Here is a 25,656-nt window from a genome sequence, read left to right as displayed (position 1 = left end):
ATATCGACACGACGGTTGGCTTCCCGCCCCGCCTCGGTGTCATCAAAGACGGCACACCGATTCAATATTCCCGACCCGATCTACGTAACCATCACGTCCTCAATCACACCCGTAAGGACAGTGTCATGGCCATTGCAAAGGCAGTACCCGGCAAAACCCTGCTGACCCCGACCGACCACACCCTGATCATGATCGACCACCAGTCGCAGATGTCCTTCGCGACCAAGTCGATCGACGCCGTCACCCTGCGCAACAACGCCGCACTGGTGGCCAAGGCAGCGCGGGGCTTCAAGGTCTCGACCATTCTCACCACCGTCGCCGAGAAGAGCTTTTCCGGGCCGATCTTCGACGAAATCAAGGCGGTGTTCCCGGAACACAACGTGATCGACCGCACCAGCATGAACACCTGGGAAGACGAGCGCATTGCCGTGGAAGTCAACGCCATCGGCAAGCAGAAGATTGTCCTCGCCGGTCTGTGGACCTCTGTTTGCATCGTCGGCCCGGCATTGTCGGCCATTGACCAGGGGTTCGAGGTGTATGTGATTGCCGACGCCTGCGGCGACGTCAGCACCGAAGCCCATGAAATGGCCATGCAGCGCATGATCCAGATCGGTGCCCGGCCGATGACCTCGCTGCAATACCTGCTGGAACTGCAACGCGACTGGGCCCGCAGTGAGACCTACGACGAAACGGTGAAAACCTCGATTGCCAACGGTGGTGCCTACGGTCTGGGCCTGATCTACGCCAAGACAATGTTTGGCGCGTCCGAAGGCCATTAAGGCTCTCGGAAAAACTAACGACTGCGGGCGAACCCTGTAGGAGCGAGCTTGCTCGCGATGGTCTCAAGAGCGCCGCGTTTTGCCAGTCAACACGCGTTATCGTTAACGACCATCGCGAGCAAGCTCGCTCCTACAGTGAATCATCATCCGCAGTCGCTGTGCCTGTGGTGAACGATTGATGAAGTGTGACTCGCAAGTACTCAGGGCCGGATTCCCGTTCTGGTTATCGGTGCTGCTCGCCAGCACGGCCGGAACCGCGGTGGCGGATGAATCGGCGCAGGGCTTTCTGGACGGCGCGACGCTTGGCGTGCTCAACCGAAACTTTTATCTGAACAGCGACTATCGATCCCCATCGCCGACCGGCAAGAGCTACAAGGCCGAATGGGCTCAAGGTTTTATCAGCGCTTTTGAATCCGGTTTCACGCCGGGTACCGTCGGTTTCGGCCTTGATGCCCATGCCTTTGTGGGATTGAAACTCGATGGCGGCAAGGGCCATTCCGGAACCGGTCTGTTGCCCGTGGGCAGTGACGGCCGCAGCGAACGCGACTACTCCAGCGGTGGCGGCGCGATCAAGCTCAAGGCTTCAAAAACCACCCTGGCGTTTGGCGAAATGGAGGTCGAATCCCCGGTGTTCGACACCGCGGACAAACGCCTGCAACCGGAGTATGCCACCGGTTTTCTGCTCAACAGTCGCGAAATCGACGGGATGAACCTGCAAGCCGGCCACTTCACGGCATTCAAGAATCAGGACAGTGCTTCAGGCAAAGGCAACTTTTTCGGCTATGGCGCCAACACCGAAGCCGGTGGCATTTCGTTTGTCGGCGCCGATCTGTTTACCCAAAGCCCGGTTGGTGGCGCCCTGTACGCTTCGGAACTCACCGATACCTGGCATCAGTACTACAGCAACCTGCACTTCAAGCAGTCCGAGGTGTTCCTCGACGCCAACCTCTATCACACCCGGGACACCGGCCAGACACTGGCCGGCGCCATCGACAACACGGCGTACAGCCTGTCCGGTAGATACACGCTCGGCGCTCACAGCTTTACCCTGGCGTACCAGAAAGTCGACGGTGATACGCCGTTCGATTTCGTCGGTGGCGATTCAATCTACCTGGCCAACTCGATCAAGTACGCCGACTTCAACGGCGCCCACGAACGCTCCTGGCAGGTTCGTTACGACCTGGACCTGACTGCACTCGGGATACCCGGCCTGAAGTTCATGACCCGCTACGTCACCGGCGACCAGATCGACGGCACCCATGCGCCACAAGGCGGGGCCTACAACCCGTTCGACCCGGCAACCGGCACCTTCGCGCCGCAACAAGGTGATGGGGGCAAACACTGGGAGCGAGACATTGATTTGAAGTACATCGTCCAAACGGGTGCGGCGAAGGACCTGTCGGTGCAGGTGTCGCACGTTTCACACCGGGCCAATGAGGCGCAGGCGGGTGATGACATAGACCGGATATATGTAGTGATTCAGTACCCGCTGGGGTTCTGAGGAAAGCATTCGGCAATGTTTGGAATGCATTCAATTGTTGGAGCGGGCTTGCCGCAAAGCTGCAATTTCTGTTCGGATTGGATGGATCGCAATAGAGGCCCGACCGCTCGATACCGCACCAATAGTATGATAGTTTGCACGCAGTCGACCATCTCCGTGGAGGCCCAATCATGGGAACCGTACGAAAAACCATCACTGTGACTGACCAGCAAGACAACTGGATCAAAGCGCAGATAGAAGCGGGCCATTACACCAACGACAGCGAATATATTCGCGATCTGATCCGTCGCGAACAGGAGCGCAGCGCTGAACTCGAAACGATCCGTGCCGCCCTTCGGGAAGGTGAATCCAGCGGAAAACCTCGCCCATTCGATCCAGCTGCATTCAAACAGAGAATGTTAACCGCGCATGGCTGAATATCGTCTAACGCCTGCCGCAGAGGGTGACCTTGAGGCAATGTGTTGCTTCGAGCAACTGCCATCGCGCGCAGGCTCGCACACAGGGGATTGGGTTGAGTCGGAAGGTTTGGGGTTGATTGGCGGAAGGCAGCCGGAGTCGAACCTGCCCGGGAACGGATGCCGTCCCCAACCGGGTTTGAAGCCCGGCCGCGCCACCGGGCGCGATTGCCTTCCTTGAATTCTTGCCCGTGAATCAGAGCTCATTGCGCTGGGCCAACGCACTGTCCAGGCGTATCTGCCGACGATCTCCAAAACGCCGGGTCAGACCGATACGGTCAAAGTACTCCAGTATCTGAATGCTGCGCTTGCGCCCCAGGCCCACCGCATCACGAAACGCCGCCACCTGAATCACCGGATTGGCGTCTGCCAGTTGCAACAGCATAGCCGCCAATCGGTGGATCATGCTGTCGGTGTAAAACAGATCGCGCACCACTTGATGGAGCAGCCCCAGCCGGGCCATTTTGAGCAGCAATGCGCGGACGGTTGCCTCATCATGCCCCAGGTCGCGCACCCAGGGCGGATCGAATCCGGCTTGTTCGAACAACGGCTGCAAGCGTTGCCACAAGGCTTCGTCCTCTTCACTCAAGCGCACCTGATGTTCGGGCAGGTGCAACCACGGTCCGCTGCTGACGATAGCGCCACTGGCCAGCAGTTCATCGAGCAGGCTGATAAACGTCGGGCGCTCCAGAGTGCTGCCGGCAAATCGGCGCAGGCGATCCCGATCCGGCCCCATCTGATCCGGTTCTTGCTGATGAAAGCGTGCGAGGTGCTCCAGCACTGCTGCCTTCAGGGCTTCCCAACGACTGGCACTAAACAGCAATGGGCCTTGACGGGTATCGATCAGGCGCACGTCTGCGGGCAACACCCAACTGCTGCGCGGTCGGTTGAACTGCCGCTCCAGGCGCTGCGGATCGAGCCCGCTGTCGCTATGGGCCAGCAATGCCGGTAGCACATCTTCCAGCGTTGCGCTGTTTGCCAGCGCTTCCAGCTGCGCCAACCGTTCGGGGCTGCGGCGTTGCCGGGTGGGTGCAAACGGATCGAGCACCCGACCGCCACCCAGCGTACGTTGGGCACTCTGGTCACGCAGGATCAGCGGATCGCCCTTCACCGCATGTACCGGTGTATTGAGCAACAGTTGCGCAAACATCCGTCCACCGGGCGCCAGGCTGGTGCCTTCCAGCAAGGCGACGCGCCCGGTAACGTCCTGGGTGCCGAGGTGCACGTGCACCGGTTGAAAGTGCTCGAAGGCCCGGGGTTCGTCGGCCAGCAGTTGCATGTCGATGTCCAGGCGCTGGGTGGGCGCATATAGGCCTTCGGCGAGTAACCAGTGGCCGCGATGGATGTGTTCCAGGGCCAGCCGTTCGGCACTCAGGTTCAACGCTACGCGCTGGCCGGCAATGGCGTGGTCGGCGGCCTGGTTTTGCGCGTGTAGGCCACGAATGCGCACCGGTTTGCCTTGTGGTCCCAACAGCAGGGTATCACCCACTGCGACCTGGCCGGACAGCGCCGTGCCGGTCACCACGATGCCGGCCCCGGCCACGCTGAAGGCCCGGTCGATCGCCAGGCGAAAACCACCTTCGGTGCTGCGTTGCTGAACTTCACGCTGGGCTTGCAGCAATTGTTGGCGCAAGGTTTCGATGCCCTCACCGCTCACGCTCGACAGCGCAATCAGCGGTGCATCGGCATAGGGTCCGGGCGCCAGCAAGGTACGGATCTGCTCGCGCACGTCCTGTACTCGGGCGCTGTCGACCCGGTCGCACTTGCTGATCGCCACCAATGCCCGGGGGATACCCAGCAACTGGACAATCGCCAGGTGCTCGCGGGTCTGCGGCATCACCCCGTCATCGGCGGCCACCACCAGCAACACCAGATCGATGCCCTGTGCCCCGGCGAGCATGTTGTGGGTGAAGCGCTCATGCCCGGGAACATCGATGAAACCGGTCAGGCCCGCTCCCAGCTCCAGCGCGGCATACAGGTAGCCGAGGTCGATGGTCATGCCGCGCTCACGCTCTTCGCGGCGTCGGTCACCCGCCTGACCGGTCAACGCCTGGAGCAGCGCCGTTTTGCCATGGTCGATGTGCCCTGCGGTGCCGACAATCACCCTGCCCGGCCCTCCACCTGTAATTGATCGAGTTGCGCCAGCCATGCCGGCTCGTCGTCCAGTTGCCGCAGATCCAGCCACAGGGCGTCATCGTCGATGCGCCCAAGGACTGCAATCGGCAAGGCGCGAAAGGCCTCTTCCAGCGTCAACAGGGATCGCCCGCGCAAGCGCTTGGACGTCAGCGGGCGCAAACACAGCGCGGCGCTGGCCAGCCTCGCCACCGGTTGGCTGCCGCTACCGATCATGCCCAGTGCCGGCATTGCACTGACGCTCCAGCCATCACCCAATACTTGGGCCAGCGCTGGCCGCAATCGCTCGGCCTGGGCGAGGATATCGGCCTGTGGCCGGGTCAACAGGCGCAGGCTGGGCAAGCGCTCGGCCAGTCGGTCCGGATTGCGGTACAAAGCCAACACCGCTTCCAGGGCAGCCAGGGTCATTTTGTCGACCCGCAGTGCACGCTTGAGCGGGTTTTTCTTGATCCTGGCGATCAATTCCTTGCAGCCGACAATCAACCCGGCCTGTGGTCCGCCGAGCAGTTTGTCGCCACTGAAGGTGACGATGTCCGCGCCATCCAGCAGCGCCTGACGCACAGTCGGTTCCGCCGGCAAACCCCAGCGGGTCAAATCCAGCAGGCTGCCGCTGCCGAGGTCTTCGAGCAGCGGCAAACCGTGCTGGTGGGCCAGTTGCGCCAGTTCGGCGGTCGGCACGCTCGTGGTGAAGCCTTGAATGCTGTAGTTGCTCGCATGCACGCGCATGATCAAACCACTGCGCGGGCCGATGGCTGTCTCGTAGTCGCGGGCATGGGTGCGGTTGGTGGTGCCGACCTCAACCAGCTTCACCCCCGCGCGGGCCATGATGTCGGGGATGCGGAAGGCGCCGCCGATTTCAATCAGTTCGCCCCGGGAAATAATCCCTTCCTTGCGTGCGCCCAGGCTGTTGAGGGTCAAGAGCACCGCGGCGGCATTGTTGTTGACCACGGTCACCGCTTCGGCGCCGGTCAGTTCGCGAATCAAGCCTTCGATCAGGTCGTCGCGATCTCCGCGCTTGCCGCTGCGCAGGTCGAATTCGAGGTTGAGCGGATAGCGCGCGGCCATTTGCACCGCCTCGATCGCTTCCTCGGGCAACAGCGCCCGGCCGAGGTTGGTGTGCAAGACCGTACCGGTGAGGTTGAACACCCGACGCACCTGGCTGCGATGCTGAATAGCCAATCGCTCGCCGACCCTGCCCGCCAGTACCTCAGGGCTGACTTCAACAGCTTCGAGCAAACCCTGTCGCCCCCCTTCGCGCAGTTCATCCAGCAATCGCCGCAAGGCGCCCAGCAAGGCGTCGCGTCCATAGCGCTCGGCCAACGGCCGGCACGCCGGGTGACGCAACAAACTGTCGATCGAAGGTAGACGCAGGGGTTGGCTGGCACTGCGTGCAGACATCTGGCGCTCCTGAAAACGAATGACCCTCGCGCCAGAGTGTAGACGCTGCGGTTACTCGTCTCCCGGCGCCAGCAACAGATTGGGTGCCAGACGCTGATAACCGTCCTGGGCCAGGCGCATGTCGAGCATCAGGCTGGTCAGGTCGGCCGACAACGCCTCGGCGTCCGCATCGTTCTCCAGATAGAGCAACTTCAGATAGCTGTTGCAACCGGGGCAGATTTCGGCGCGCAACGGCGCCTGGTTGGCGGCATGCCGATCATCTTCAAGGCTGAGGTATTCCAGGCCCTTGCTCTGCTCGCAATACACGCACTTGACCCGCACCACATGCCACTCGCAGGCGCACAGCGAACAGACCAGGTAACGCAAGCCGTTGTGCTTGCCGCGATGGCGGATGACCCCGGCCATGGCCGGCGAGCCACAGGCCGGGCACTGGCTGAGGCTGTCGCCGGCGGTCAGTGCCAGGTTCGGCGTACTCAACAGCCAGTGGCTCCAGGCTGTTTGCAGCGCCGCGCCGAGGAACGGCACCAGCGCGGCCGGCACCAGCGAATACTGGCCGCTGACCAGCGCCACTGCCCAGCTACGACGTTGCCCGGCATCGGCCAGGCGCAAGGTTTCCACGGCATCGGCCACGGCAGATTGCGGCGGTGCGCTATAGCGCTGCAACAAGGCATCGAGGTAAAGCTGCCAATCGTCTTCGCGCGCCAGGCTGTCGGCCGCGAACGGCGGCAAGCCGTGTTGCTGGCACAATTCGATGCGTTGTCGGTCGATGGGTTCACTTTGCGGCGGGTCGTCCAGCACCTGTTGCTGCACCCGGCACAACCCGGCGATCAGGCGTAGGTAGTCGGCCAGCGGGTGCCCTTCGGCCAGGGTTTCCAGGCGCTGGGCGCGCAGGCTGAACAGGTTATGCGGTGGCATATACAGAAACGGCGGCGAACTGGCCGCCGCTTCGATTTCTCCAGGTTCCAGGATGGTTGGCAAATGTCAGCCCTTTTTGGTGATCGGTGGCTTGGGAGCTTCGTCGCGGGTCACTTCGCGATACCAGAGTTCGTGGTGTTTCCTCGCCCAGCCGCGGCTGACCCAGCCGTGCAACATGGCGCTGACCGAGCCCTTGATCCAGATGCCGGCATAGATGTGCACGATGATGCTCAGGATCAGCACAAAAGCGGCCAACGCATGCAGCAACATCGCCCAGCGTATCGCGGTGATGCCGAAATACTCGCTGAAGTACGCACGCCAGATCACCAGCCCGCTGAACAACAGCACCAGCATGCACAGCAGTAAAGTCCAGAACAGCAGCTTCTGCCCGGGGTTGTACTTGCCGATGGGCGGAACACCCTCCTCTTCATTTTTCATCACTCGGTCGATGCGCTTGAGCCACAGGCGATCATTGGCGATGAAGTAGTTGGCGCGCCAGAAACGCAGCACCAATCCGAGGAACAGCAGGAACATCAGCACACCCATGAACGGGTGCAGGATGCGTGTCCATGGCCCGCCGCCGAACAGGTTGCTCAGCCAGAACAGCGCCGGGTGGAACAGCGCCAGCCCGGACAGCCCGGCCATGAGGAACAGAATCGCCACCAGCCAGTGATTGGTGCGCTGGTTGCTGGTGTAGCGCAGGATCGTCTTGTTGCTCATGGCCTGCCCTCCCCACGGGGATCGAAGGTGTGCACCGACGGATCGACTTCATGCACGGCGTTGTCCGGCGGCTCCGGATGTTCATCCTCTTCGACGACTTGCGGGCCGACGCGCACGTAGTGGAAGAACCCGGCCAGCACCGCCGCGCCCATGGCCAGCAGTGCCAGGGGTTTGCTGATGCCTTTCCACAGCCCCACCAACGGGCTGATCGCCGGGTGATCGGGCAAACCGGCGTACAGCCTTGGCGTATCGGCGTGGTGCAGCACGTACATCACGTGGGTGCCGCCGACGCCTTCGGGGTCGTACAGGCCGGCGTTTTCAAAGCCCCGGCTCTTGAGGTCGACGATGCGCTCGGCCGCATGCTCCTTCATGTCGTCCTTGGAGCCGAACACGATGGCACCGGTCGGGCAGGTTTTCACGCAGGCCGGTTCCAGCCCTACCGCCACCCGGTCCGAACACAACGTGCATTTGTAGGCCTTGTGATCCTTTTGCGAGATCCGTGGAATGTTGAACGGACACCCGGTGATGCAATAGCCGCAACCGATGCAATGATCCTGATCGAAATCGACGATGCCATTGGCGTGCTTGATGATCGCCCCCGGGCTGGGGCATGCCGCCAGGCAACCGGGCTCGGCGCAATGCATGCAACCGTCCTTGCGGATCAGCCATTCCAGGTTGCCGGCGTCGGTCTCGTGCTCGGTGAAGCGCATCAACGTCCAGGTTTCGGCGGTGAGGTCCTGAGGGTTGTCGTAGGTGCCATGGTTGTGACCGACTTCGTCCCGCAGTTCGTTCCATTCCGAACAGGCGACCTGGCAGGCCTTGCAGCCGATGCATTTGGTGGTGTCGATCAGCTTGGCGACTTCCTCCATGCCACGCACCGAGGGTGCAGGTGTGGTGGTGGCCGAGCGGGCAATGATGTCTTGGCTGGCCATTTAGACTTTCTCCACGTTGACCAGGAATGACTTGGATTCCGGGGTCTGGGTGTTGCCATCGCCGAGGAACGGCACCAGGGTGTTGGTCAGGTAACCGTGGCGCGTGAGGCCGGTGAAGCCCCAGTGCAACGGAATGCCGATCTGGTGCACCACCTGATTGTTGACCTGCAGCGGACGAATCCGCTTGGTCACCACCGCCACCGCTTCGATGAAGCCACGCTTGCTGCTGACCCGCACCCGATCACCGGCGACGATGCCTTTTTCTTTGGCCAGCACTTCACCGATCTCGACGAATTGCTCCGGTTGGGTAATCGAGTTGAGCTTGCAATGCTTGCTCCAGAAGTGGAAATGCTCGGTCAGCCGGTAACTGGTGGCGGCGTACGGGTAATCCTTGGCCACGCCGAGGGAATCCCACACCGAATCGAAGATCCGCGCCGCCGGGTTGCTGGTGGCTTTCTTGTTTTGCGGGTGCAGCGGGTTGATGCCGATCGGCGTCTCGAACGGCTCGTAGTGTTCGGGGAACGGGCCTTCGTTCATCTTGTCGACGGCAAAGAATCGCGCCACGCCCTCGGGGTTCATGATGAACGGATTCATCCCCGCTTCCGGCGGCACGTCGGCCTTGTAGTCCGGCACATCGGTGCCGCCCCAGGTTTTACCGTTCCACCACACCAGGCGTTTTTTCGGATCCCACGGCTTGCCTTGCAGGTCTGCCGAGGCGCGGTTGTAGAGAATCCGCCGGTTGGCCGGCCAGGCCCATGCCCAGCCTTGATGCTGGTGCATGCCGAATGGGTCGCTGTTGTCGCGGCGGGCCATCTGGTTGCCCAGTTCGGTCCAGCTGCCGCAGAAAATCCAGCAACCGGACGCCGTGCTGCCGTCATCCTTGAGCTGGCCAAACCCGGCCAGTTGCGCATTGGCCTTGATCGCCGCCCCCGTGGCGTCGGTGAAGTCCGTGGTGGCGGAGCCGTTGATTTCCTTGGCCAGCTCTTCTGGCGAAGGTTCGGCGGGGATCTTGTACGGCCACGACAATTTGAGCAGCGGATCGGGGTATTTGCCGCCATTGGCCTGATAACGCTGACGCAGGCGCATGAACAGCTCGCTCATGATGCGGATATCGGTCTGCGCTTCACCCGGCCCGTCGGCGCCCTTCCAGTGCCATTGCAGCCAGCGACTGCTGTTGACCAGCGAGCCGTCCTCCTCGGCAAAACAGGTGGTGGGCAGGCGAATCACTTCGGTCTGGATGTCGGCGCTTTTCACGTCATTGTACGGCCCGACGTTATGCCAGAACTCCGAGGTCTCGGTGGCCAGCGGATCCATCACCACCAGCCACTTCAACTTCGCCAACGCGAGCATCACCCGGTTTTTGTCCGGCAGCGCGGCAATCGGGTTGAAGCCCTGGCACAGGTAGCCATTGACCTTGCCCTGGCCCATCAGGTCGAACACCTTGAGGATGTCGTATTGGGGAATGTCCAGTTTCGGCAGGTAGTCGTAGGCCCAATTGTTCTCGGCTGTGGCGTTGGCGCCGTACCAGGCTTTCATCAGGCTGACGTGGAATTTGCCGTAGTTTTGCCAGTAAGACAGTTGCCCCGGGCGCAACGGTTTTTGCGTGCGCTTGACGATGTAGGCGTTGTAGTCCTGTTCGGCATCGCCGGGTAGCGAGAGGTAGCCCGGCAGTGAGTTGGACAACAAGCCCAGGTCGGTCAGCCCCTGGATGTTGGAGTGTCCGCGCAAGGCATTCACGCCCCCGCCCGGCATGCCGACGTTACCCAGCAGCAGTTGCACCATCGCCGCGCTGCGGATCATCTGCGAACCGATTGAGTGCTGGGTCCAGCCCAGGGCATAGAGAATGGTCATGGTCTTGCCCGGTTGCGAGCAAGTGGCGATCTCCTCCCAGATTTTCTGCATGGCATCGACCGGCATGCCGCAGATCTGGCTCGCCAGCTCCCTGGTGTAACGGCTGTAATGCTGCTTCATCAATTGATAGACGCAGCGTGGGTCTTGCAGGGTCGGGTCGACCTTGGCAAATCCGTCTTCACCGAGTTCATAGCCCCAGCCGGATTTATCGGTGTAGAGGCGCTTGGCCGCGTCGTAGCCACTGAAAATCCCGTCCTCGAAGCCATAACCGGCTCTGACGATGAACGACACGTCGGTGTAGTTGCGCACGTATTCGTGCTGGATCTTGTCCTCGGTCAGCAGGTAATTGATCAACCCGCCCATGAAGGCAATGTCGGTGCCGGTGCGGATCGGCGCGTAATAGTCGGCCACCGAGGCGGTCCGGGTAAAACGCGGATCGACCACGATCAGCCGCGCCTTGTTGTGCGCCTTGGCTTCGGTCACCCATTTGAAGCCGCACGGATGCGCTTCTGCTGCGTTGCCGCCCATCACCAGAACCAGATTCGCGTTGGCGATATCGGTCCAGGTATTGGTCATGGCACCACGGCCGTACGTCGGGGCAAGACTTGCCACCGTCGGGCCGTGTCAGACACGCGCCTGGTTATCGAACCCCAGCATGCCGAGACTGCGCACCACCTTGTGGGTGATGTAGCCGGCTTCGTTGGACGCCGCCGATGCCGCGAGGAAACCGGTGGTCAGCCAGCGGTTCACCGTTTGGCCCTGGGCGTTCTTCTCGATGAAGTTGGCGTCGCGGTCGGCCTTCATCAGGTCGGCGACGCGATCGAGCGCTTCATCCCAGGAGATGCGGGTCCACTCAGTGCTGCCGGGTTTGCGCACCTGCGGGTATTGCAGGCGGCCGGGGCTGTGAATGAAATCCAGCAGGCCCGCGCCTTTGGGGCAAAGGGTGCCGCGGTTGACCGGGTGGTCGGCGTCACCTTCGATGTGGATGATGTTTTGCGCGACATTCTTCGCCGTATCGCCCTGGCTGTACATGATCAAGCCGCAACCGACCGAGCAATACGGGCAGGTGTTGCGGGTTTCATGGGTGTGGGCGAGCTTGAAATGACGCACCTGTTCGGCAAAGGCAAGTGTCGGGGCCATGCCCAACGCGCCCAGGCTAGAGCCTGCAAGGCCGATACCGGCGACCTTGAAGAACTGACGACGGCTGAGATCCATCGTGCACTCCTGATCAGGTGGAACCCGGTACATGGCCGGGCTTTATTGAACAACCACGGTCGGGGCAGTCTGGCTGCCGACACTACAAACTGTAGTCAATGCTGTCGAATTCACCATGACAGCCGACCGTCGGGCGATTCCCCGATGCGAACCAAGGCATACAACCTGTAGGAGCGAGCCTGCTCGCGAAGAGGCCAGCAGGTCCGGCATGAGTGTCGACTGACACTACGCTTCGCGAGCAGGCTCGCTCCCACAGGGATTGGCGCTTATCATGGCTGCCATGTTTAACCCGGCCTTTATGAGATTTGCGCATGACTTTCGATTTTGATCAGGTGTTCGACCGCCACCACACCGGCAGTACCAAGTGGAGCCGCTACCCGGCCGACGTGTTGCCGATGTGGGTCGCCGACATGGATTTCGCCGCGCCGCCGGTGATCATCCAGGCCCTGCAAAAGCGACTGGAACACCCGATGGTCGGCTACAGCGTGGCCCAGGATGACCTGCGCGAGGCGATCGTTGCCGATCTCTGGAACAAGTACGCCTGGCGCGTCGAACCCCAGGAACTGATTTTCCTGCCGGGCGTCGAGTCCGGTTTCAACATGGCGTTGAAGGCACTGGTGCAGGCGCCACAGAATGTCGTTGTGCAGGTGCCGAACTACCCGCCGCTGCGCCATGCGCCCGGGCATTGGGGCCTGAACAAGGTCGAACTGAATTTCGATGCACAAGCCGACGGCACCTACACCACTCCCCTGGATACCCTGAGCCAGTCGCTGCAAGGTGGTGGCGCACTGCTGCTGAGCAACCCGCATAACCCGCTGGGCAAGGCTTTCCCCCGCGCAGAGCTGCAAGCCATTGCCGACATTTGCCTCGAGCATGATGCCTGGATCATTTCCGACGAGATCCACGCCGAGTTGTGCTTCGACGGTCGCCAGCACATTCCGATGGCGACCCTGAGCCCACAAGTCGCCCAGCGCACCATCACGCTGATGTCGGCGAGCAAGGCCTACAACATCGCCGGCCTGAAGACCTCGTTCATGATCATCCAGGACCGCCACCTGCGCGAGAAGGTCAACCACGCCCGTTGCGGCATGGTCGACAGCGTCAATCCGCTGGGCATGGAAGCCACCCGCGTCGCCTACAGCGAAGCCGCGCCATGGCTGGCCGAGCTGAAGGACTACCTGCAAGGCAACCGCGATTTCCTGGCCGAGGCCGTACGCACCCGCCTGCCGGGCATCACCATGAACCCGCCGCAAAGCACCTACCTGGCATGGCTCGATTGCACGGCACTGGGGCTGGACGACCCGCAACAGTTCTTCCTGGAACAGGCCAAGGTCGGTTTGAGCGCCGGCCTGGACTTCGGCGATGACTGCAAGCAGTTCGTGCGCCTGAACTTCGGCTGCCCACGTTCGCTGCTGGAAGAAGGCATTGCGCGGATGGAGCGCAGCTTGCGCCATCTCAAGGCCTGATCCCCCCTCAGCAACAACGAAGATCCCTGTGGGAGCGAGCTTGCTCCCACAGGGCGATAACCCGATGCTGTGATGCTACGAATAATTGCCTGCCATGGCCCACCAACGCGGCAGCAACTGCCTGACCTTGCTCTCGCCAAAACGGTCGTCGATCAACATCACCACCCCTTGATCCTGTTGCGTACGGATCACCCGTCCTGCGGCCTGCACCACTTTCTGCACACCGGGATAAAGGTAGGTGTAGTCATAACCGGCACCGAAAATCGCGGCCATGCGCCGTTTCAGTTGCTCGTTCACCGGATTGAGCTGCGCCAGCCCCAACGTGGCGATAAACGCGCCGATCAACCGGGCGCCGGGCAAATCGATGCCTTCACCGAAGGCCCCGCCCAGCACCGCAAAGCCGATACCCTGGCCGTCGGCGTGGAACTGATCGAGAAACGCCTGACGCTGCGCTTCGCCCATGCCTCGGGACTGCGACCACAGAATGATATGTGGATGTTTCTCGGCGAGTAACTGCGCCACCTGCTGCAAGTAATCGAAACTGCTGAAAAACGCCAGGTAATTGCCGGGGCGCTCGCAGAACTGTCTGGCGATCACGTCCACGATCGGCTCAAGAGACGACTGGCGATGCACGAACCGCGTGGAGATCTGGTCGACGATGTGCACTTGCAGTTGATCGGCGTGAAACGGCGACTCGACGTCGATGCACACCGTGTCCGCCGGTGTTCCCAGCAGATCGGCGTAATAGTGCCGGGGGCTGAGGGTCGCGGAAAACAGCACCGTGCTACGCGCGGCGGTCAGGCGCGGGCGGATGAACCCGGCGGGGACCACATTGCGCAGGCACAGTTGCGAGAGGTTGCGCTGGCGCTCGAGGTCGCGCTTGCTGATGTCGAACAGGAACTGCTCATCGAACAGTTCGGCGACCCGGCAAAAGTGCAGCATGTCGAAGTAAAACCCCTGCAGCGCACTGTCCAGGCCTTGAGGGTGATCGTTGAGGTAGTCACCGATGCTGGCGCTACACGATGACAGAGCCTGAAGGAGCTTTTCCGGCGCCTTGTCATAGGCCTGATAGGCGCCGGTTTGTGCGTTATGCAGGGCATTCCACTCGCGGTTGACCCGCTGCATCGGTTTTTTCAGCACTTCGGGCGCGGTTTTGCGCACGCCGTTGAAGGTCGCCTGATCGAGGCTGGCGCTGTACATCTGCCGGCCGCGCTCCACCAGGTTATGGGCTTCGTCGACCAGCACCGCGACTTTCCAGTTGTTGGCCTGGGCCAGGCCGAACAGCAACGCGCTGAAATCGAAGTAATAGTTGTAGTCGGCAACCACCACGTCGGCCCAACGCGCCATCTCCTGGCTCAGGTAATACGGGCAGACATCGTGCGCCAGGGCAACGTCGCGCAAGGCGCTCTGGTTCAACAGGCTCAATTGACTGGCCGCCTGCCGTGCGGCGGGCAGGCGATCGTAGAAACCCCGGGCCAATGGGCAGGACTCGCCGTGGCAGGCTTTGTCCGGGTGTTCGCAGGCCTTGTCCCGGGCGATCATCTCCAGCACCCGCAACGGCGGCGCATCGGCGCTGTTTAGAATCACTTGCGCGGCGTCCAGGGCCAGTTGCCGTCCTGGGGTTTTCGCCGTCAGGAAGAACACTTTGTCCAGTTGCTGCGGCGCCAGCGCCTTGAGCATGGGGAACAAGGTGCCCAGGGTCTTGCCGATGCCCGTGGGTGCCTGGGCCATCAGGCAGCGCCCCGTGCTGACGGCCTTGAACACCGACTCCGCCAGATGGCGCTGCCCCGGTCGAAAACCGGCATGGGGAAAGGCCAGGCCCTGCGCCGCCAGATTGCGCCCTTCTCGATGGGCGACTTCCTGCTCGGCCCATTGCAGGAACAGCGCGCAATGCCGTTCGAAGAATTGTTGCAACTCGGTGGCGTCGAAAGGCTCGACCAGGCAGGTTTCCTTTTCGCTGACGATGTCGAAGTACACCAGCGCGAGGTTGATCTGCTGCAGATCCAGTTTCCGGCACATCAACCAGCCGTAGATTTTCACCTGGGCCCAATGCAATTGACGGTGGTTGGCCGGTTGCTTGCTCAAGTCGCCGCGGTGGGTCTTGACCTCTTCCAGGCTGTTTTGCCCGGGGTCATAGCCATCCGCCCTGCCCTTGACCGTTAAGGTTTGATACTGGCCCTCAAGGGCGACTTCGCTTTGGTAACCGTCGCTGCGCCGCGAGGCCACCGTACGGTGGCCGACGATGCCTTCCAGCGCGGTAGGCGACGGTGTGAAACGCAGATCGAGGTCGCCGACCTTGGCGGTGAACTCGCACAGCGCCCGCACCGCAATGCTGTAGCTCAATCGCCCGGCTCCGCCCATTGCACATAGCACACCGCGATCGGCATCTGATGCTCGTGGCAGAACTCCAGCCATCGCAACTGGTTGTCCTGCAGGCGGTCGCCCGGGCCTTTGACTTCGATCATGCGGTAGGTCTTTTGCTGCGGCCAGAACTGGATCAGGTCCGGCATGCCGCTGCGATTGGCCTTGATGTCCGGCAAGAGGCGGTTGAACCAGTGCTTGAGGTGCTCGGCCGGTAGGCAATCCAGGGCTTGCTCCAGCAACTCTTCGCTGAGCACGCTCCAGAACACGAACGGTGACTGCACGCCCCACTTGGCGGCATAACGTTCGCGGATGGTCTGCCGGTAGCGCCCGTCGTCGAGTTCGGCCAGGCACGCCTGAAACAGTTCGGCACGGCGGACCTGGAAGTCTTCGCTGAGCAAATCCACCGGCCCGCGCTGGAACGGGTGAAAAAACGCACCCGGCAACGGCGCGAAAATCGCTGGCCAGCACAGCAGGCCAAACAATGAATTGATCAGGCTGTTTTCCACGTAGTGCACCGGCGCCGACTCTTGCGCCAAATGCGCCTGAACGTAGAACTCCACCGATAACGCCGGGTCTGTCCTGGGCAATTGCAGGTCAAGGCGCTGCATTTCCCGAGGCGCAGCCCGCTTGATGGGCGGCCCGCCGAGCTTGCGGCGCAGGCGTGGCAGCACGCGGAGCATTTGCTGGTGTTCGGCGGCGCTTTCCGGCGCCTGCTCGGCCTGCGCGGCCAGGTCCATGGCCTGCTCAAACTGGCCGCTGCGTTCCAGCACGCGAATGAGCCGCGCACGCGCGCCGGGATAAGCGCATTCGCGGTAGAGGTTCAGGGCCATGGAGAAATCGGCGATGCGTTCGCAGTACTGGGCCATCTGGAACAGCAGCTTGCCGCGCCGGCGTTGCAACCACGGATTATCCAGCGCCAGGCCCTTGATCCGCTCGGCCACCTCTTCCAGCGCTTCACCGGCTTCGAATTGTTGCTGGTACGCGTGCAGGAGGACGCAGGCATCTACGTCTTCGCGGCTGCGCAAGCCACGGGACTCGGCGCAGAATTCGACTTTTTCGTAGGTGTAGATACCCAGGTCGGCCAACACGAACTCCGACCAGTCCTGGTACAGGTTGCCGAAAAACATCAGGCGCAGGCGATCGCACAATTGCATGATGGTCAGACTGAACAGGCGCTCGTCCAGGGTCGGGCACCAGTCGTTGAAGCTTTGCGCCTGGGGAAACTGCTCGCACAGCGCTGGCAACCAATCGGCTTTCTTGCCTTTGGGTTGATCGATGACCGGGCCAAAGGCCTGGAGGATTTCACCCTTGAGCAGCACCTCGAACAGTGCTTCGATCGCCAACGGCATTCGCTCATCGACCCAACCGAGCGTTAAAAGCGGGCCTACGGCGCTGCCGATATCGCCGATTTCCTCGTAATGCAGTTTGCTCGCCCTGAAATGAACGCCCTTGCGCATGACCATTCTGACCAGCAGTGCCTGCGATTCACGGGGCAACCGCTTAAACTCATGAATGAAACGCTGCTCGTCGACACTCAGCACATCGGCAAAGCGCAACTCAAGCCAATCAAGCACTTGCATGAAGTTGTTCAAGTAATAGAACGGATCGTCGAGGGGATTTGCGGTCACTGGAAAATGGGCCATGGCGAGAGGTACTGGTTATGCATACAGATACCAGTTCTACGCTGCGCGGTGCAATCGGAAAAGGATAAATGGCGGCGCTGTACGGAATTTTCCCCGGGCAGTAGAACTTTCTGCCTCCTGGCGGCACCAACCGCCATACAGGTGCAGTGACAGCCTCGGGCTGATGGCGCTGCTTTATACGAACGGGAGGTGTTCATGGACATCAAGACTTTGGGCTTGCCCCTGGCTGTAGCGGCCCTGCTGGCGCTGGCCGGTTGCTCGACGCCAACGGTGGTGACGCTGCAGAACGGCACTCAATACCTGACCAAAGACATACCGAAGACCAAAACCAAGGACGGGTTCTTTGAGTTTGAGGACATTTCGGGGGCGATGGTGAAAGTCAGGGCCGATGAAGTGGCGACGATTCGCGAGGAAGACTGACGTTTATCCTGGCACGATGTGGCAGGTTTCGAGCACTGCTTTACACTCGATAGACCCCGTGCGACCGAATGACTGTGCAACGCTTCGACACAGGCGTTGCAATACGGGCATCACGCAAAGACTCAGGTGACGCCGAAATGAAAATGGTCATGCCACTTCTGGCCTCTGTGCTCGCCGTCAGCGCGTGCGTGACGGCGAGCGTGTGTGACGCCGCCAAGAAGGCCAAGCCAAAGCCCTTGCCAACGTACAAAACCAGTTTCGATTGCGCCACGCCCCAGGCATCCGCCGAAAAGCTTATCTGTCACGACGCTCAACTGGCGCGCATGGACCTGGAGCTCAATCGCCTTTATCTCCTGGCGCTCACGGATGAACATTCCGTGCCGCGCCCGAATAAAGTCGAGATAGATCAGCGGTTCTGGATTGAGTCGCGTAACCAGTGTGGTACCGGGCCGCAAGCCAAGGCGTGCGTCGTGCGAAGTTATGCCGAGCGTGCGTTCCAACTGCGCCAGGGCTCGGCCATTGCGAGAACCAAGGACCCAAGCAGGCTCACCGAAGGCCCGTTGGCTTATCGTTGCGCAGGGTTTAACGCATTGGTTGCCGCAACCTTCTTTACGGTCGAACCGGGCGTGGTGTTCCTGAAATGGGCCAACACCTCGGTTACGCTGAACCAGGTGCCGAACAATTCCGGAACCCAGTACACGGGCAAGGACTACAAAGGCAGCTACAGCTTCTGGCAAATCGGCGATGACGTGTTTTTCCAGATACCCGGCTCAGGCCAGATGAGTTGCGCAGCCGAGCCGGTCGGCTGATGGCGATGGCAACGGGACGTCCTGTCCCGATTGCCTGACCAGGCCTTCAGCTGCCAGTGCGAATCTTGTTCCACACTCGCGTGCGAATCCGGTCGATGTTCAACGGCATGGCTTCCAGGGCAAACAGCTTGCCCATCATTTCCGGGCTTGGGTAAACCTTGGTGTCGTTCTTGATGGCCGGGTCGATCAGGCTGTCGGCCTGTTCATTGCCATTGGCGTAATGCACATGGTTGCTGATGCTGGCCATGACGTCCGGGCGCAGCAGGTAGTTCATGAAGGCGTAGCCGGCCTTTTCATCCGGGGCATCGGCCGGCATGGCAACCATGTCGAACCAGATCGCTGCGCCTTCCTTGGGAATCGAGTAGCCGATGTCGATGCCGTTCTTGGCTTCCCTGGCGCGGTTTTCCGCTTGCAGGATGTCACCGGAGAAGCCGACCGCGACGCAGATGTCGCCGTTGGCCAGGTCGCTGGTGTACTTGGACGAATGGAAATAGCTGACATACGGCCGCACCTTCATCAGCAGGGCTTCGGCCTTCTTGTAGTCTTCCGGGTTCTTGCTGTGAGGCGGCAGCCCGAGGTAGTTCAACGCCGCTGGTAGCAGCTCAGGGCCGTTGTCGAGGATGGCCACCCCGCACTTCTGCAACTTCTGCATGTTCTCGGGTTTGAAGATCAGGTCCCAGGAGTCCACCGGGGCGTTGTCCCCCAGCACGGCCTTGACCTTGGCAATGTTGTAGCCGATGCCGGTGCTGCCCCACAGGTACGGGAAGCCGCGCTCGTTGCCCGGATCGTTGGTCTGCAACGCCTTGAGCAACACAGGGTTGAGGTTCTTCCAGTTCGGCAGCTGACTCTTGTCGAGTTTCTTCAGCGCGCCGCCTTCAATTTGCCGGGCCATGAAGTGGTTGGACGGGAACACCACGTCGTAGCCGGATTTGCCGGTCATCAACTTGCCATCGAGGGTTTCGTTGCTGTCATAGACGTCATAGGTGACGTCTATGACAGTTTCTTTCTGGAAGTTTTTCGTGGTGTCTGGCGCGATGTAATCCGACCAGTTGTAGATCTTGACGGTTTCGGCGGCCTGGCTGATCGATGCAACCAGCATCAGCGGGGCCAGAGTCAGTGTCTTTCGGAGCATGAGTCGATTCCTGTAGGGTTTTTTTTGTTGGCAGGCAATCAAAGGATCAGCTTTCAAATTTCAAAGAATTGAAAATTCAAAAAATCAGGACATAGGTCTTGCGCACGGTTTCCTGGATGTCCCAGATGCCGAGGCTGTTGGCCGGCAACATCAGTGCGTCGCCGGCTTCTATGCGCAGGGGCTCGCCGCCGTCCGGGGTGAAGGTGCAGCGGCCCTGGATGAAGTGACAGAATTCCTGGGCGACGATCTGCCGCCGCCAGCGCCCAGGGGTGCATTCCCAGACGCCGGTCTCGACGCCGTCGTCGCGCTCGACGCTGGTGGTCGACGCCACGGCCACGGGGGTGCCCAGGGGCACGGCGACCGGATTGGATTCGTCCAGTTGCAGGGTTGCGGTGTTCTTGAATTGCGTGATGCTCATGGGGATACCTGTCGATGTAGCCTGTAGATGAAGAGCGCGCCGTTTAGTGCATGAAACCTTCCATGAAACCAGCGACCCCGCTGGCCAGCTTGCGCCGCCAGGGCGCAGTGGCCGGGTTGGCCAGGGTCTGGTCCTCATGGACAAAGCTGCGGATGATCGCGTTGTAGCCGAGCCAGCGGATCGGCTCCGGCTCCCAGGCCCGCAGTGCGTCGAGGCCGCGCTGGGGGATGACCCAGGGCTGGCGCACCAGATCGGTGTCGCGCCCCAGGATCAAGTCGGCCAGCGTGCGGCCGCCCAGGTTGCTGGCGCCAACGCCCTCCCCGCCATAACCGCCCGACAGAGCAATGCCGTTGGCCCGATCGCAAAGCATGTGCGGCTGGAAATGCCGGGACATGCCCAGGTTGCCGCCCCAGGAATGGGTGATCTGCACGTTCTTCAACTGCGGGAACAGTTCACCGAACAGGTAGCGCCGCAGCTGTATTTCGTCAGTGGTCAGGTCGAAGTCGTGGCGCAGCTTACCGGCGAACTGGTACCCGCCACGGGCGCCAAAGATCAATCGGTTGTCAGCGGTGCGCTGACCGTAGGTGACCTGGCGACTGGCCTCGCTGAACGCCTGGCCGCGACTCAGGCCGATTTCGTCCCAGGTGGCCGCAGACAATGGTTCGGTCGCGACAATCAGGCTCTGCACCGGCATCTGATAACGCCCCAATGGCGGCAGCGTGACCGAGTAGCCTTCTACCGCCGGCACCACCCAGCGACCGCGCACCGAAGCTTTCGCCGTGCGCAGGCTGCCGGACTGCCAATGGGTGACCGGGCTGTTTTCGTAGATTCTGACGCCCAGGCGCTCCACCGCCCGGGCCAGCCCGCGTACCAGCTTGGCCGGGTGTATGGTCGCCACGTGCGGCGCGTAGATACCGCCGTAGGGTTTGGTGACGCGAATCTGTTGCGCCAGTTGTTCCGGGTTCAGCCAGCGATAGTGGCTGTCGTTGAGGCCCTGGCGATGGAGATCGTCCAGGTAGTGACGCAGGCTGGTCTCCTGCTCCGGATAGCGTGCGGCGCAATACAGCACCCCGCCTTTACGGTAATCGCAGTCGATCTCCTCACGTTCGAGGACAATTTTCACTTCATCCGGAATGCTGTGCAACAAAGCGTAGGAGGCGCGGCGCTCTTCGGCCGACAGCGCGGCCAGCAGGCGATCTTCACCCAGCAAGTTGCCCATCAACCAGCCGCCATTGCGCCCCGACGCGCCGAAACCGGCGGTTTGCGCTTCGACGATGGCGATGTTCAGGTCTGGTTTGTGTTGCTTGAGGTAGTACGCGGTCCAGAGACCGGTATAACCCGCACCGATGATCGCCACGTCGACATCCAGGTCCCGCTCCAGCGCCGGACGCGCCAATAGCGGCTCGTCGAGCTGGTCCATCCACAAACTGATAGTGCGCCACGCCGGCATGCAAGACTCCGCCACTCAAACTTCGATGGCGTCGATCCTAGTGCGTGGGCTCAGGCGCTGTCTTGCGCGCGTGCACGCAAAGAAATTTGTTTGACGTAGGCCTTGGGGGACTGGCCGGTGTGCTGGCGGAAACAGCTGTAGAACGCCGACAGCGAATTGAATCCGGCAGCGAAGGCCAGCTCATCGATGCGCAGTGGCGGTGTGGCGGCATCCAGCGCTGCAAGCAAATGTTGCAGGCGTGCCTGGTTGACGTAGCGGTAGAAGCTCTGGCCCAGCACCTGATTCAACAGGTAGGAAATCTGGTTGCGGCTGTAGCCACACTCCTTCGCCACTCGTTGCAGATCGAGCTCCGGGTCCAGATAAGGCTGTTGACCCTGGAAATACTGCTGCAGGTCATCGGCCATGAAGCTCAATTGGCGCGGCGACAGGCCGAGCCGGCTGACCGCCGGGCGCTGGTTGCTGGAAGCTTTGTTGCCGGGTTGTTCGTGCACCAATGAAGCGTATTCGTTGACCCGCCAGATCAGCCCATCCTTGACGGTGATCGCTTCGCTGGCGCGAAACGACACCAGCCCTTCACCGCCGCGCAAGGTGATGCGGTACTGAATGAACGCGGTATTGCCGTCCAGTCGAATGCGGTCGGAATGCTCCAGCGCTTCATCCGGATCCCGGGGCATGCTGCTGCGCACATATTCGCGCAACTCGGCCAGGCCCATGACCCGGTTCTGGAAAAAATCGTTGTACTGGACCTCAGGGTGATAAAGCGCCATGACGCCGTCCAGATCCCGGTGCTTCCAGCGCAAGTGATAGCGCATGACCGTCTCGCCCGTGGCCTGGGTTTGCAACGGGCCATCATCATCGGCGTGCATTGAACATCTCGACGGGAAAACACCGAGCTTGCCCAACTTCGGCTTTGTCTTCAACGACTAAACCGATGAAGGCTGGTGCGCGCAAGTTGCCGATAAGCGTGAGCTGAATCAAAAAAATGGCGGCAATCGCCAAACGGCCTGAAAACTCCACATTATTTTCACATCCGGATGCTACTTTTAAAAACTGTCACTGGTTGAACCAATGAAGGTTCTTCCCTCCTACCATGAGCTAAAGGAAGCGCTCGAAAATGAAGGCGGGTTACACATGAATAGAGGGTTCAGTAAGGTCACGTTTCCAAACGCCTGCCAGCTGATGCGCTGGCATTTTCATCCCATGGGTTTCGAGGCGAGCATGGACGCGCCGGGCAGCATGATTGCCCGTCTGTTTAATCGTGCCACTGGCGAGACCATGATCGCCATTGCCGGTATTCCGTGCGCCACCGTCATGAATGCCGCGGATGTAGAGCGAATAATCGAAGCGGTGGAGGATGAACTTGAAGCTTTCGTACCACCTCAAGCCTTCAGAAGTTATGCATGAAGGTTGTCCACAAAAGAAGCCCACATCAGGTGGGCTTTTTTGTGGGCCAATATTCGCTCAAGCAGAAGCCTTGCCCTGCCGATGGTCGACAAAGAACGCCTTGCCCTTGCCGATCCGGTCGGAGGCCTTGGGCATGTTCGCGGCCTGGGTGTCTTGGGCATCGACGTACCAGTAGCAATGGCTGACGGCGCGGGTAATACCCACGTAGGCCAGCCGCAGGATCTCGTCCTTCTGGGCGTTGTCGTAGGGCTCACTGTCACCGGCCTTGCCCAGGCCCGCCATCCGGTAAACCTGATTCTTGTAAGGTGAACTGGTCAGGTGCTGGCAGTCGCCCAGCAAAAACACCGCATCGGCCTGGAGGCCCTTGGCGCTGTGATAGGTCAGTTGCTTGAGCCTGCGCGCCTCATACGGCAAGCTAGAATCATCATTAACTACTGACTGAATATGCTCTTCTATCAATAACTTATCGCTGCTTTTTCGATAAAGCATCAAGATCGAATCGCCCTTTCGGTAATGCTCCATCAAGCGCTGGGCCATGCCCTGGTCATCACGATCGAGGACGTTCACCGGCAGCAATGCCTTGGGTTCACCGCTGGCCTTGGCTTTCTTCCCGGCAATCGCCGGTGCTGCACGTACGATGTGCTCGGCGGCATCGATGATGTGCTGGTGGCTGCGGTAGTTGTCGCTGAGCATGACCTTGGTGGTGCTCGGCGACGGGAACTCCTTGTTGAATTCCATGAAGTAGGTCGGCGAACTGCCGCGCCATCCATAGATGGACTGCCAGTCATCGCCCACACAGAGCAGCGAGGAACGCTGGGCTCCGCGCCCTACGTGCATGGCCGGCCCGCGACTGCGGATCTCTGCCAGGCTGGCCCTGATCCAGGAGACGATCTGCGGCGAGACATCCTGGAATTCGTCGATCATCAGGTGTGACAGCGGCCGCAGCAGATCATCGCCGAGCAGTTTGAAATTCTCCGGCGAATGCTCGCTGAACAGGGCGAACATCCGGTTGTAGGTCATGATCGGCGGTTTCTGATCGAGCAGATGATCTTCCAGCGCCCGCCAGTAAAGGCTCAAGGCTTCGAAGAAGAACCGGTCGGGATCGTCCTTGGCGAAACTCATCCGACCTACCGCGCTCGGCACATCCAGCCCGAGGTTTTCGATGAAGCCGGCGGCGGCGACAAAACAATCCAGCAACGGCGCTGAAGCGAGCTCGCCCTTGACCTTGTAATCGAAGCCCGGCCCGGCGCTGGCATCGCCGGCGAGCGAGGCCAAGACACGCTTTGATGATTCGTAACTATCCAGCCATATCAATGGCTTACGACAGAAAGCTTGAAACAGGGTGCGCTTTACTGCCCACTCTGCACGCACTGTCAGCTTGGCGTTTGGTCGCGTGACCTGCGGGTTTTCCCGAGGATCGAACCCCAGCACCACCCAGGCATCCAGGGACGGGATGTAGCCGTGACAATGGAATGTCGAACCGTTGATATCGAACGACTGGCGATTCGGTTCGATGCCCTTGATGGGCCAGGCACCGGCGCGAAACCATAGGTCCTCGATGGCGTCGCACAGTTCTTCATCGCGCTTGGCCGCAAGCTCGGTAACGCCCATGCGTTTCTGCACATCCGGGTGATCGCGCTCCAGCTCCTTGAGTTGCAGGGCATGCCGGGACAATGGCTTGATCAGCTCGCGAAAACGCTCATCGTCACTGTGCAAACGGTGATAGCAGGCGTTGAGTTGTTGACGTTGAGCGTCGTTGATGCGCAGATCGAACGGATTGCTGTCGACCTCCTCGTCACCCTGTGCGGCCCGCAGGCTGAGGTTCTCGAAAGCCTGCAAACGCTCGAAACCGGGAAGACTGCGCACCATCGGCAGGATCCGCGAGTGAAAGGTGCGCACCAGATCCCGCGCCTCCTTGAAACTGATCGCGCGGCCCCAGAGTGCAAACAGTTCGATCAGCTTGTTGATGAAGTCCTTGCGCGATTCACGGGTGAAGGTCACCACCGTCATTGAACTCAGTTCGAAACCCAGGTAATGGGTCAACAGCAAGATACGCAGCACCAGGGTGGTCGATTTGCCTGCACCGGCACCCGCGATCACCGAAGTGGACGGTGTATCGCTGAAGATCATTTTCCACTGTGCGGCGCTGGGTTGGGCATGGGCTGGCAGCAAGCGGGCGACATCGGCCTTCATGCGCTTCTTCAACTCGGCACTCAACGGCAGGCGCCAGTCGTCGAACAGCAGGTCATCGACATTCGGCGGTCGGTGTTCAGTGCAGCGCGAGTCGCGGATCAGCAGGACCTGCCGACCCTCCTCCAGCCCTTCGAGCTTGCCTTCCTTGTAGCCGTAATCGACCCCGGCGCTGTGACCGCTGCGAAAACCGTCGGCCTGGCCATGCAACCACGACGCACGATGCTGTGCGTGCAGGCGGGTCAGGCTGTAGCCGAAGAATCGGGCGAGCAATCGCTTGATCAGCGGCATCTCGGCCAAGGGGCGAAGTTCAGGAGGAAAATCGGGGGTGTGTTGCGGCACGCGGACTGACTCCAGGGTGTGAGGCTGTTGAGCGCTATGGTGTCTGCATTTGCCCTTGAGTTCTAGTGAATTGCTTATGACTCATTGGCTTATGCGATGAAGTGAAGGCTGGGTGAGAA

Annotated in this window: 20 protein-coding genes and 1 tRNA gene; 7 read left to right on the top strand and 14 right to left on the bottom strand. The window is 60.9% G+C overall.

All coding sequences use genetic code 11. From position 1 onward, the window contains the following. The first annotated feature begins 125 nt into the window (after window positions 1-125). The 3 genes from AC1DVE_RS09470 (at window position 126) to AC1DVE_RS09460 (ending at window position 2,696) form a co-directional block, all read left to right on the top strand. Window positions 126-779, top strand: coding sequence for a hydrolase (locus AC1DVE_RS09470; protein WP_046043338.1), 654 nt, complete (start codon window positions 126-128; stop codon window positions 777-779). Between the two features lie 178 nt (window positions 780-957). Continuing rightward, the gene (locus AC1DVE_RS09465) at window positions 958-2,280 is read left to right on the top strand and encodes an OprD family porin (RefSeq protein ID WP_477783898.1); all 1,323 of its coding nucleotides are present in this window, start codon (window positions 958-960) and stop codon (window positions 2,278-2,280) included. Window positions 2,281-2,450: 170 nt separating this feature from the next. Then, window positions 2,451-2,696 carry a type II toxin-antitoxin system ParD family antitoxin gene (locus AC1DVE_RS09460; protein ID WP_046043337.1) on the top strand — a complete coding sequence of 82 codons (246 nt, stop codon included), beginning with the start codon at window positions 2,451-2,453 and terminating at the stop codon, window positions 2,694-2,696. 120 nt (window positions 2,697-2,816) lie between these two features. Here AC1DVE_RS09460 and AC1DVE_RS09455 read toward each other — a convergent pair. The 7 genes from AC1DVE_RS09455 to fdnG all read right to left on the bottom strand — a co-directional run bounded on the left by AC1DVE_RS09455 (window position 2,817) and on the right by fdnG (window position 11,899). Further along, window positions 2,817-2,912, bottom strand: a tRNA-Sec gene (locus AC1DVE_RS09455). Between the two features lie 19 nt (window positions 2,913-2,931). After that, window positions 2,932-4,839, bottom strand: a complete 1,908-nt coding sequence (gene selB, locus AC1DVE_RS09450; RefSeq protein WP_223532483.1) for a selenocysteine-specific translation elongation factor — start codon at window positions 4,837-4,839, stop codon at window positions 2,932-2,934. Beyond that, a complete protein-coding gene (selA, locus tag AC1DVE_RS09445; RefSeq protein WP_223453837.1) occupies window positions 4,836-6,266 on the bottom strand; it encodes an L-seryl-tRNA(Sec) selenium transferase in 1,431 nt (476 codons plus the stop codon). The genes selB and selA overlap by 4 nt, the downstream gene beginning before the upstream one ends. Before the next feature lie 51 nt (window positions 6,267-6,317). Next, entirely contained in the window at window positions 6,318-7,244 is a 927-nt protein-coding gene (gene fdhE / locus AC1DVE_RS09440; protein ID WP_223532404.1) for a formate dehydrogenase accessory protein FdhE, read from the bottom strand. 3 nt (window positions 7,245-7,247) lie between these two features. Further along, a complete protein-coding gene (locus AC1DVE_RS09435; protein WP_223453841.1) occupies window positions 7,248-7,901 on the bottom strand; it encodes a formate dehydrogenase subunit gamma in 654 nt (217 codons plus the stop codon). Next, window positions 7,898-8,833 (bottom strand): formate dehydrogenase subunit beta, encoded by a 936-nt coding sequence (gene fdxH, locus AC1DVE_RS09430; RefSeq protein ID WP_223532402.1) that lies wholly within the window; start codon window positions 8,831-8,833, stop codon window positions 7,898-7,900. The genes AC1DVE_RS09435 and fdxH overlap by 4 nt, the downstream gene beginning before the upstream one ends. Further along, window positions 8,834-11,899, bottom strand: a complete 3,066-nt coding sequence (fdnG, locus tag AC1DVE_RS09425; RefSeq protein ID WP_223453845.1) for a formate dehydrogenase-N subunit alpha — start codon at window positions 11,897-11,899, stop codon at window positions 8,834-8,836. A 311-nt stretch (window positions 11,900-12,210) separates the two neighbouring features. Between fdnG and AC1DVE_RS09420 the strand changes: the two genes are divergently transcribed. After that, entirely contained in the window at window positions 12,211-13,365 is a 1,155-nt protein-coding gene (locus AC1DVE_RS09420) for a MalY/PatB family protein (RefSeq protein WP_223453847.1), read from the top strand. Between the two features lie 75 nt (window positions 13,366-13,440). Here AC1DVE_RS09420 and AC1DVE_RS09415 read toward each other — a convergent pair whose 3' ends face one another. Continuing rightward, window positions 13,441-15,708 carry an ATP-dependent DNA helicase gene (locus AC1DVE_RS09415; RefSeq protein WP_223534878.1) on the bottom strand — a complete coding sequence of 756 codons (2,268 nt, stop codon included), beginning with the start codon at window positions 15,706-15,708 and terminating at the stop codon, window positions 13,441-13,443. Next, window positions 15,705-17,372 carry a VRR-NUC domain-containing protein gene (locus AC1DVE_RS09410; RefSeq protein WP_223534876.1) on the bottom strand — a complete coding sequence of 556 codons (1,668 nt, stop codon included), beginning with the start codon at window positions 17,370-17,372 and terminating at the stop codon, window positions 15,705-15,707. The genes AC1DVE_RS09415 and AC1DVE_RS09410 overlap by 4 nt, the downstream gene beginning before the upstream one ends. A gap of 195 nt (window positions 17,373-17,567) precedes the next feature. On the opposite strand from AC1DVE_RS09410, the gene AC1DVE_RS09405 reads away from it, so the two are divergent. Both AC1DVE_RS09405 and AC1DVE_RS09400 read left to right on the top strand, forming a co-directional pair. Beyond that, window positions 17,568-17,792, top strand: coding sequence for a YgdI/YgdR family lipoprotein (locus AC1DVE_RS09405; RefSeq protein WP_223453853.1), 225 nt, complete (start codon window positions 17,568-17,570; stop codon window positions 17,790-17,792). Between the two features lie 137 nt (window positions 17,793-17,929). Beyond that, the gene (locus AC1DVE_RS09400; RefSeq protein ID WP_223453855.1) at window positions 17,930-18,601 is read left to right on the top strand and encodes an MliC family protein; all 672 of its coding nucleotides are present in this window, start codon (window positions 17,930-17,932) and stop codon (window positions 18,599-18,601) included. Between the two features lie 46 nt (window positions 18,602-18,647). On the opposite strand, the gene AC1DVE_RS09395 is transcribed toward AC1DVE_RS09400, so the two are convergent. The 4 genes from AC1DVE_RS09395 to AC1DVE_RS09380 all read right to left on the bottom strand — a co-directional run bounded on the left by AC1DVE_RS09395 (window position 18,648) and on the right by AC1DVE_RS09380 (window position 22,467). After that, window positions 18,648-19,733, bottom strand: a complete 1,086-nt coding sequence (locus tag AC1DVE_RS09395) for a polyamine ABC transporter substrate-binding protein (RefSeq protein ID WP_477783897.1) — start codon at window positions 19,731-19,733, stop codon at window positions 18,648-18,650. Between the two features lie 76 nt (window positions 19,734-19,809). Beyond that, entirely contained in the window at window positions 19,810-20,151 is a 342-nt protein-coding gene (locus AC1DVE_RS09390; RefSeq protein WP_223453859.1) for a cupin domain-containing protein, read from the bottom strand. A 43-nt stretch (window positions 20,152-20,194) separates the two neighbouring features. Further along, complete coding sequence (locus AC1DVE_RS09385) at window positions 20,195-21,601, bottom strand: NAD(P)/FAD-dependent oxidoreductase (RefSeq protein ID WP_223534872.1); 1,407 nt, start codon at window positions 21,599-21,601, stop codon at window positions 20,195-20,197. 50 nt (window positions 21,602-21,651) lie between these two features. After that, a complete protein-coding gene (locus AC1DVE_RS09380) occupies window positions 21,652-22,467 on the bottom strand; it encodes a helix-turn-helix transcriptional regulator (RefSeq protein ID WP_223532392.1) in 816 nt (271 codons plus the stop codon). Window positions 22,468-22,732: 265 nt separating this feature from the next. Between AC1DVE_RS09380 and AC1DVE_RS09375 the strand changes: the two genes are divergently transcribed. Next, window positions 22,733-23,005, top strand: coding sequence for a DUF1652 domain-containing protein (locus AC1DVE_RS09375; RefSeq protein WP_223453910.1), 273 nt, complete (start codon window positions 22,733-22,735; stop codon window positions 23,003-23,005). A gap of 57 nt (window positions 23,006-23,062) precedes the next feature. On the opposite strand, the gene AC1DVE_RS09370 is transcribed toward AC1DVE_RS09375, so the two are convergent. Beyond that, window positions 23,063-25,537: a UvrD-helicase domain-containing protein gene (locus AC1DVE_RS09370; protein WP_223453864.1), complete on the bottom strand. Its 2,475-nt coding sequence runs from the start codon at window positions 25,535-25,537 to the stop codon at window positions 23,063-23,065. Window positions 25,538-25,656: the final 119 nt, after the last annotated feature.

Source organism: Pseudomonas sp. P4_B4, from assembly GCF_056402255.1.
The sequence above is the reverse complement of the archived record's forward strand: the minus strand, read 5'-3'. Positions and strand labels throughout refer to the sequence as shown.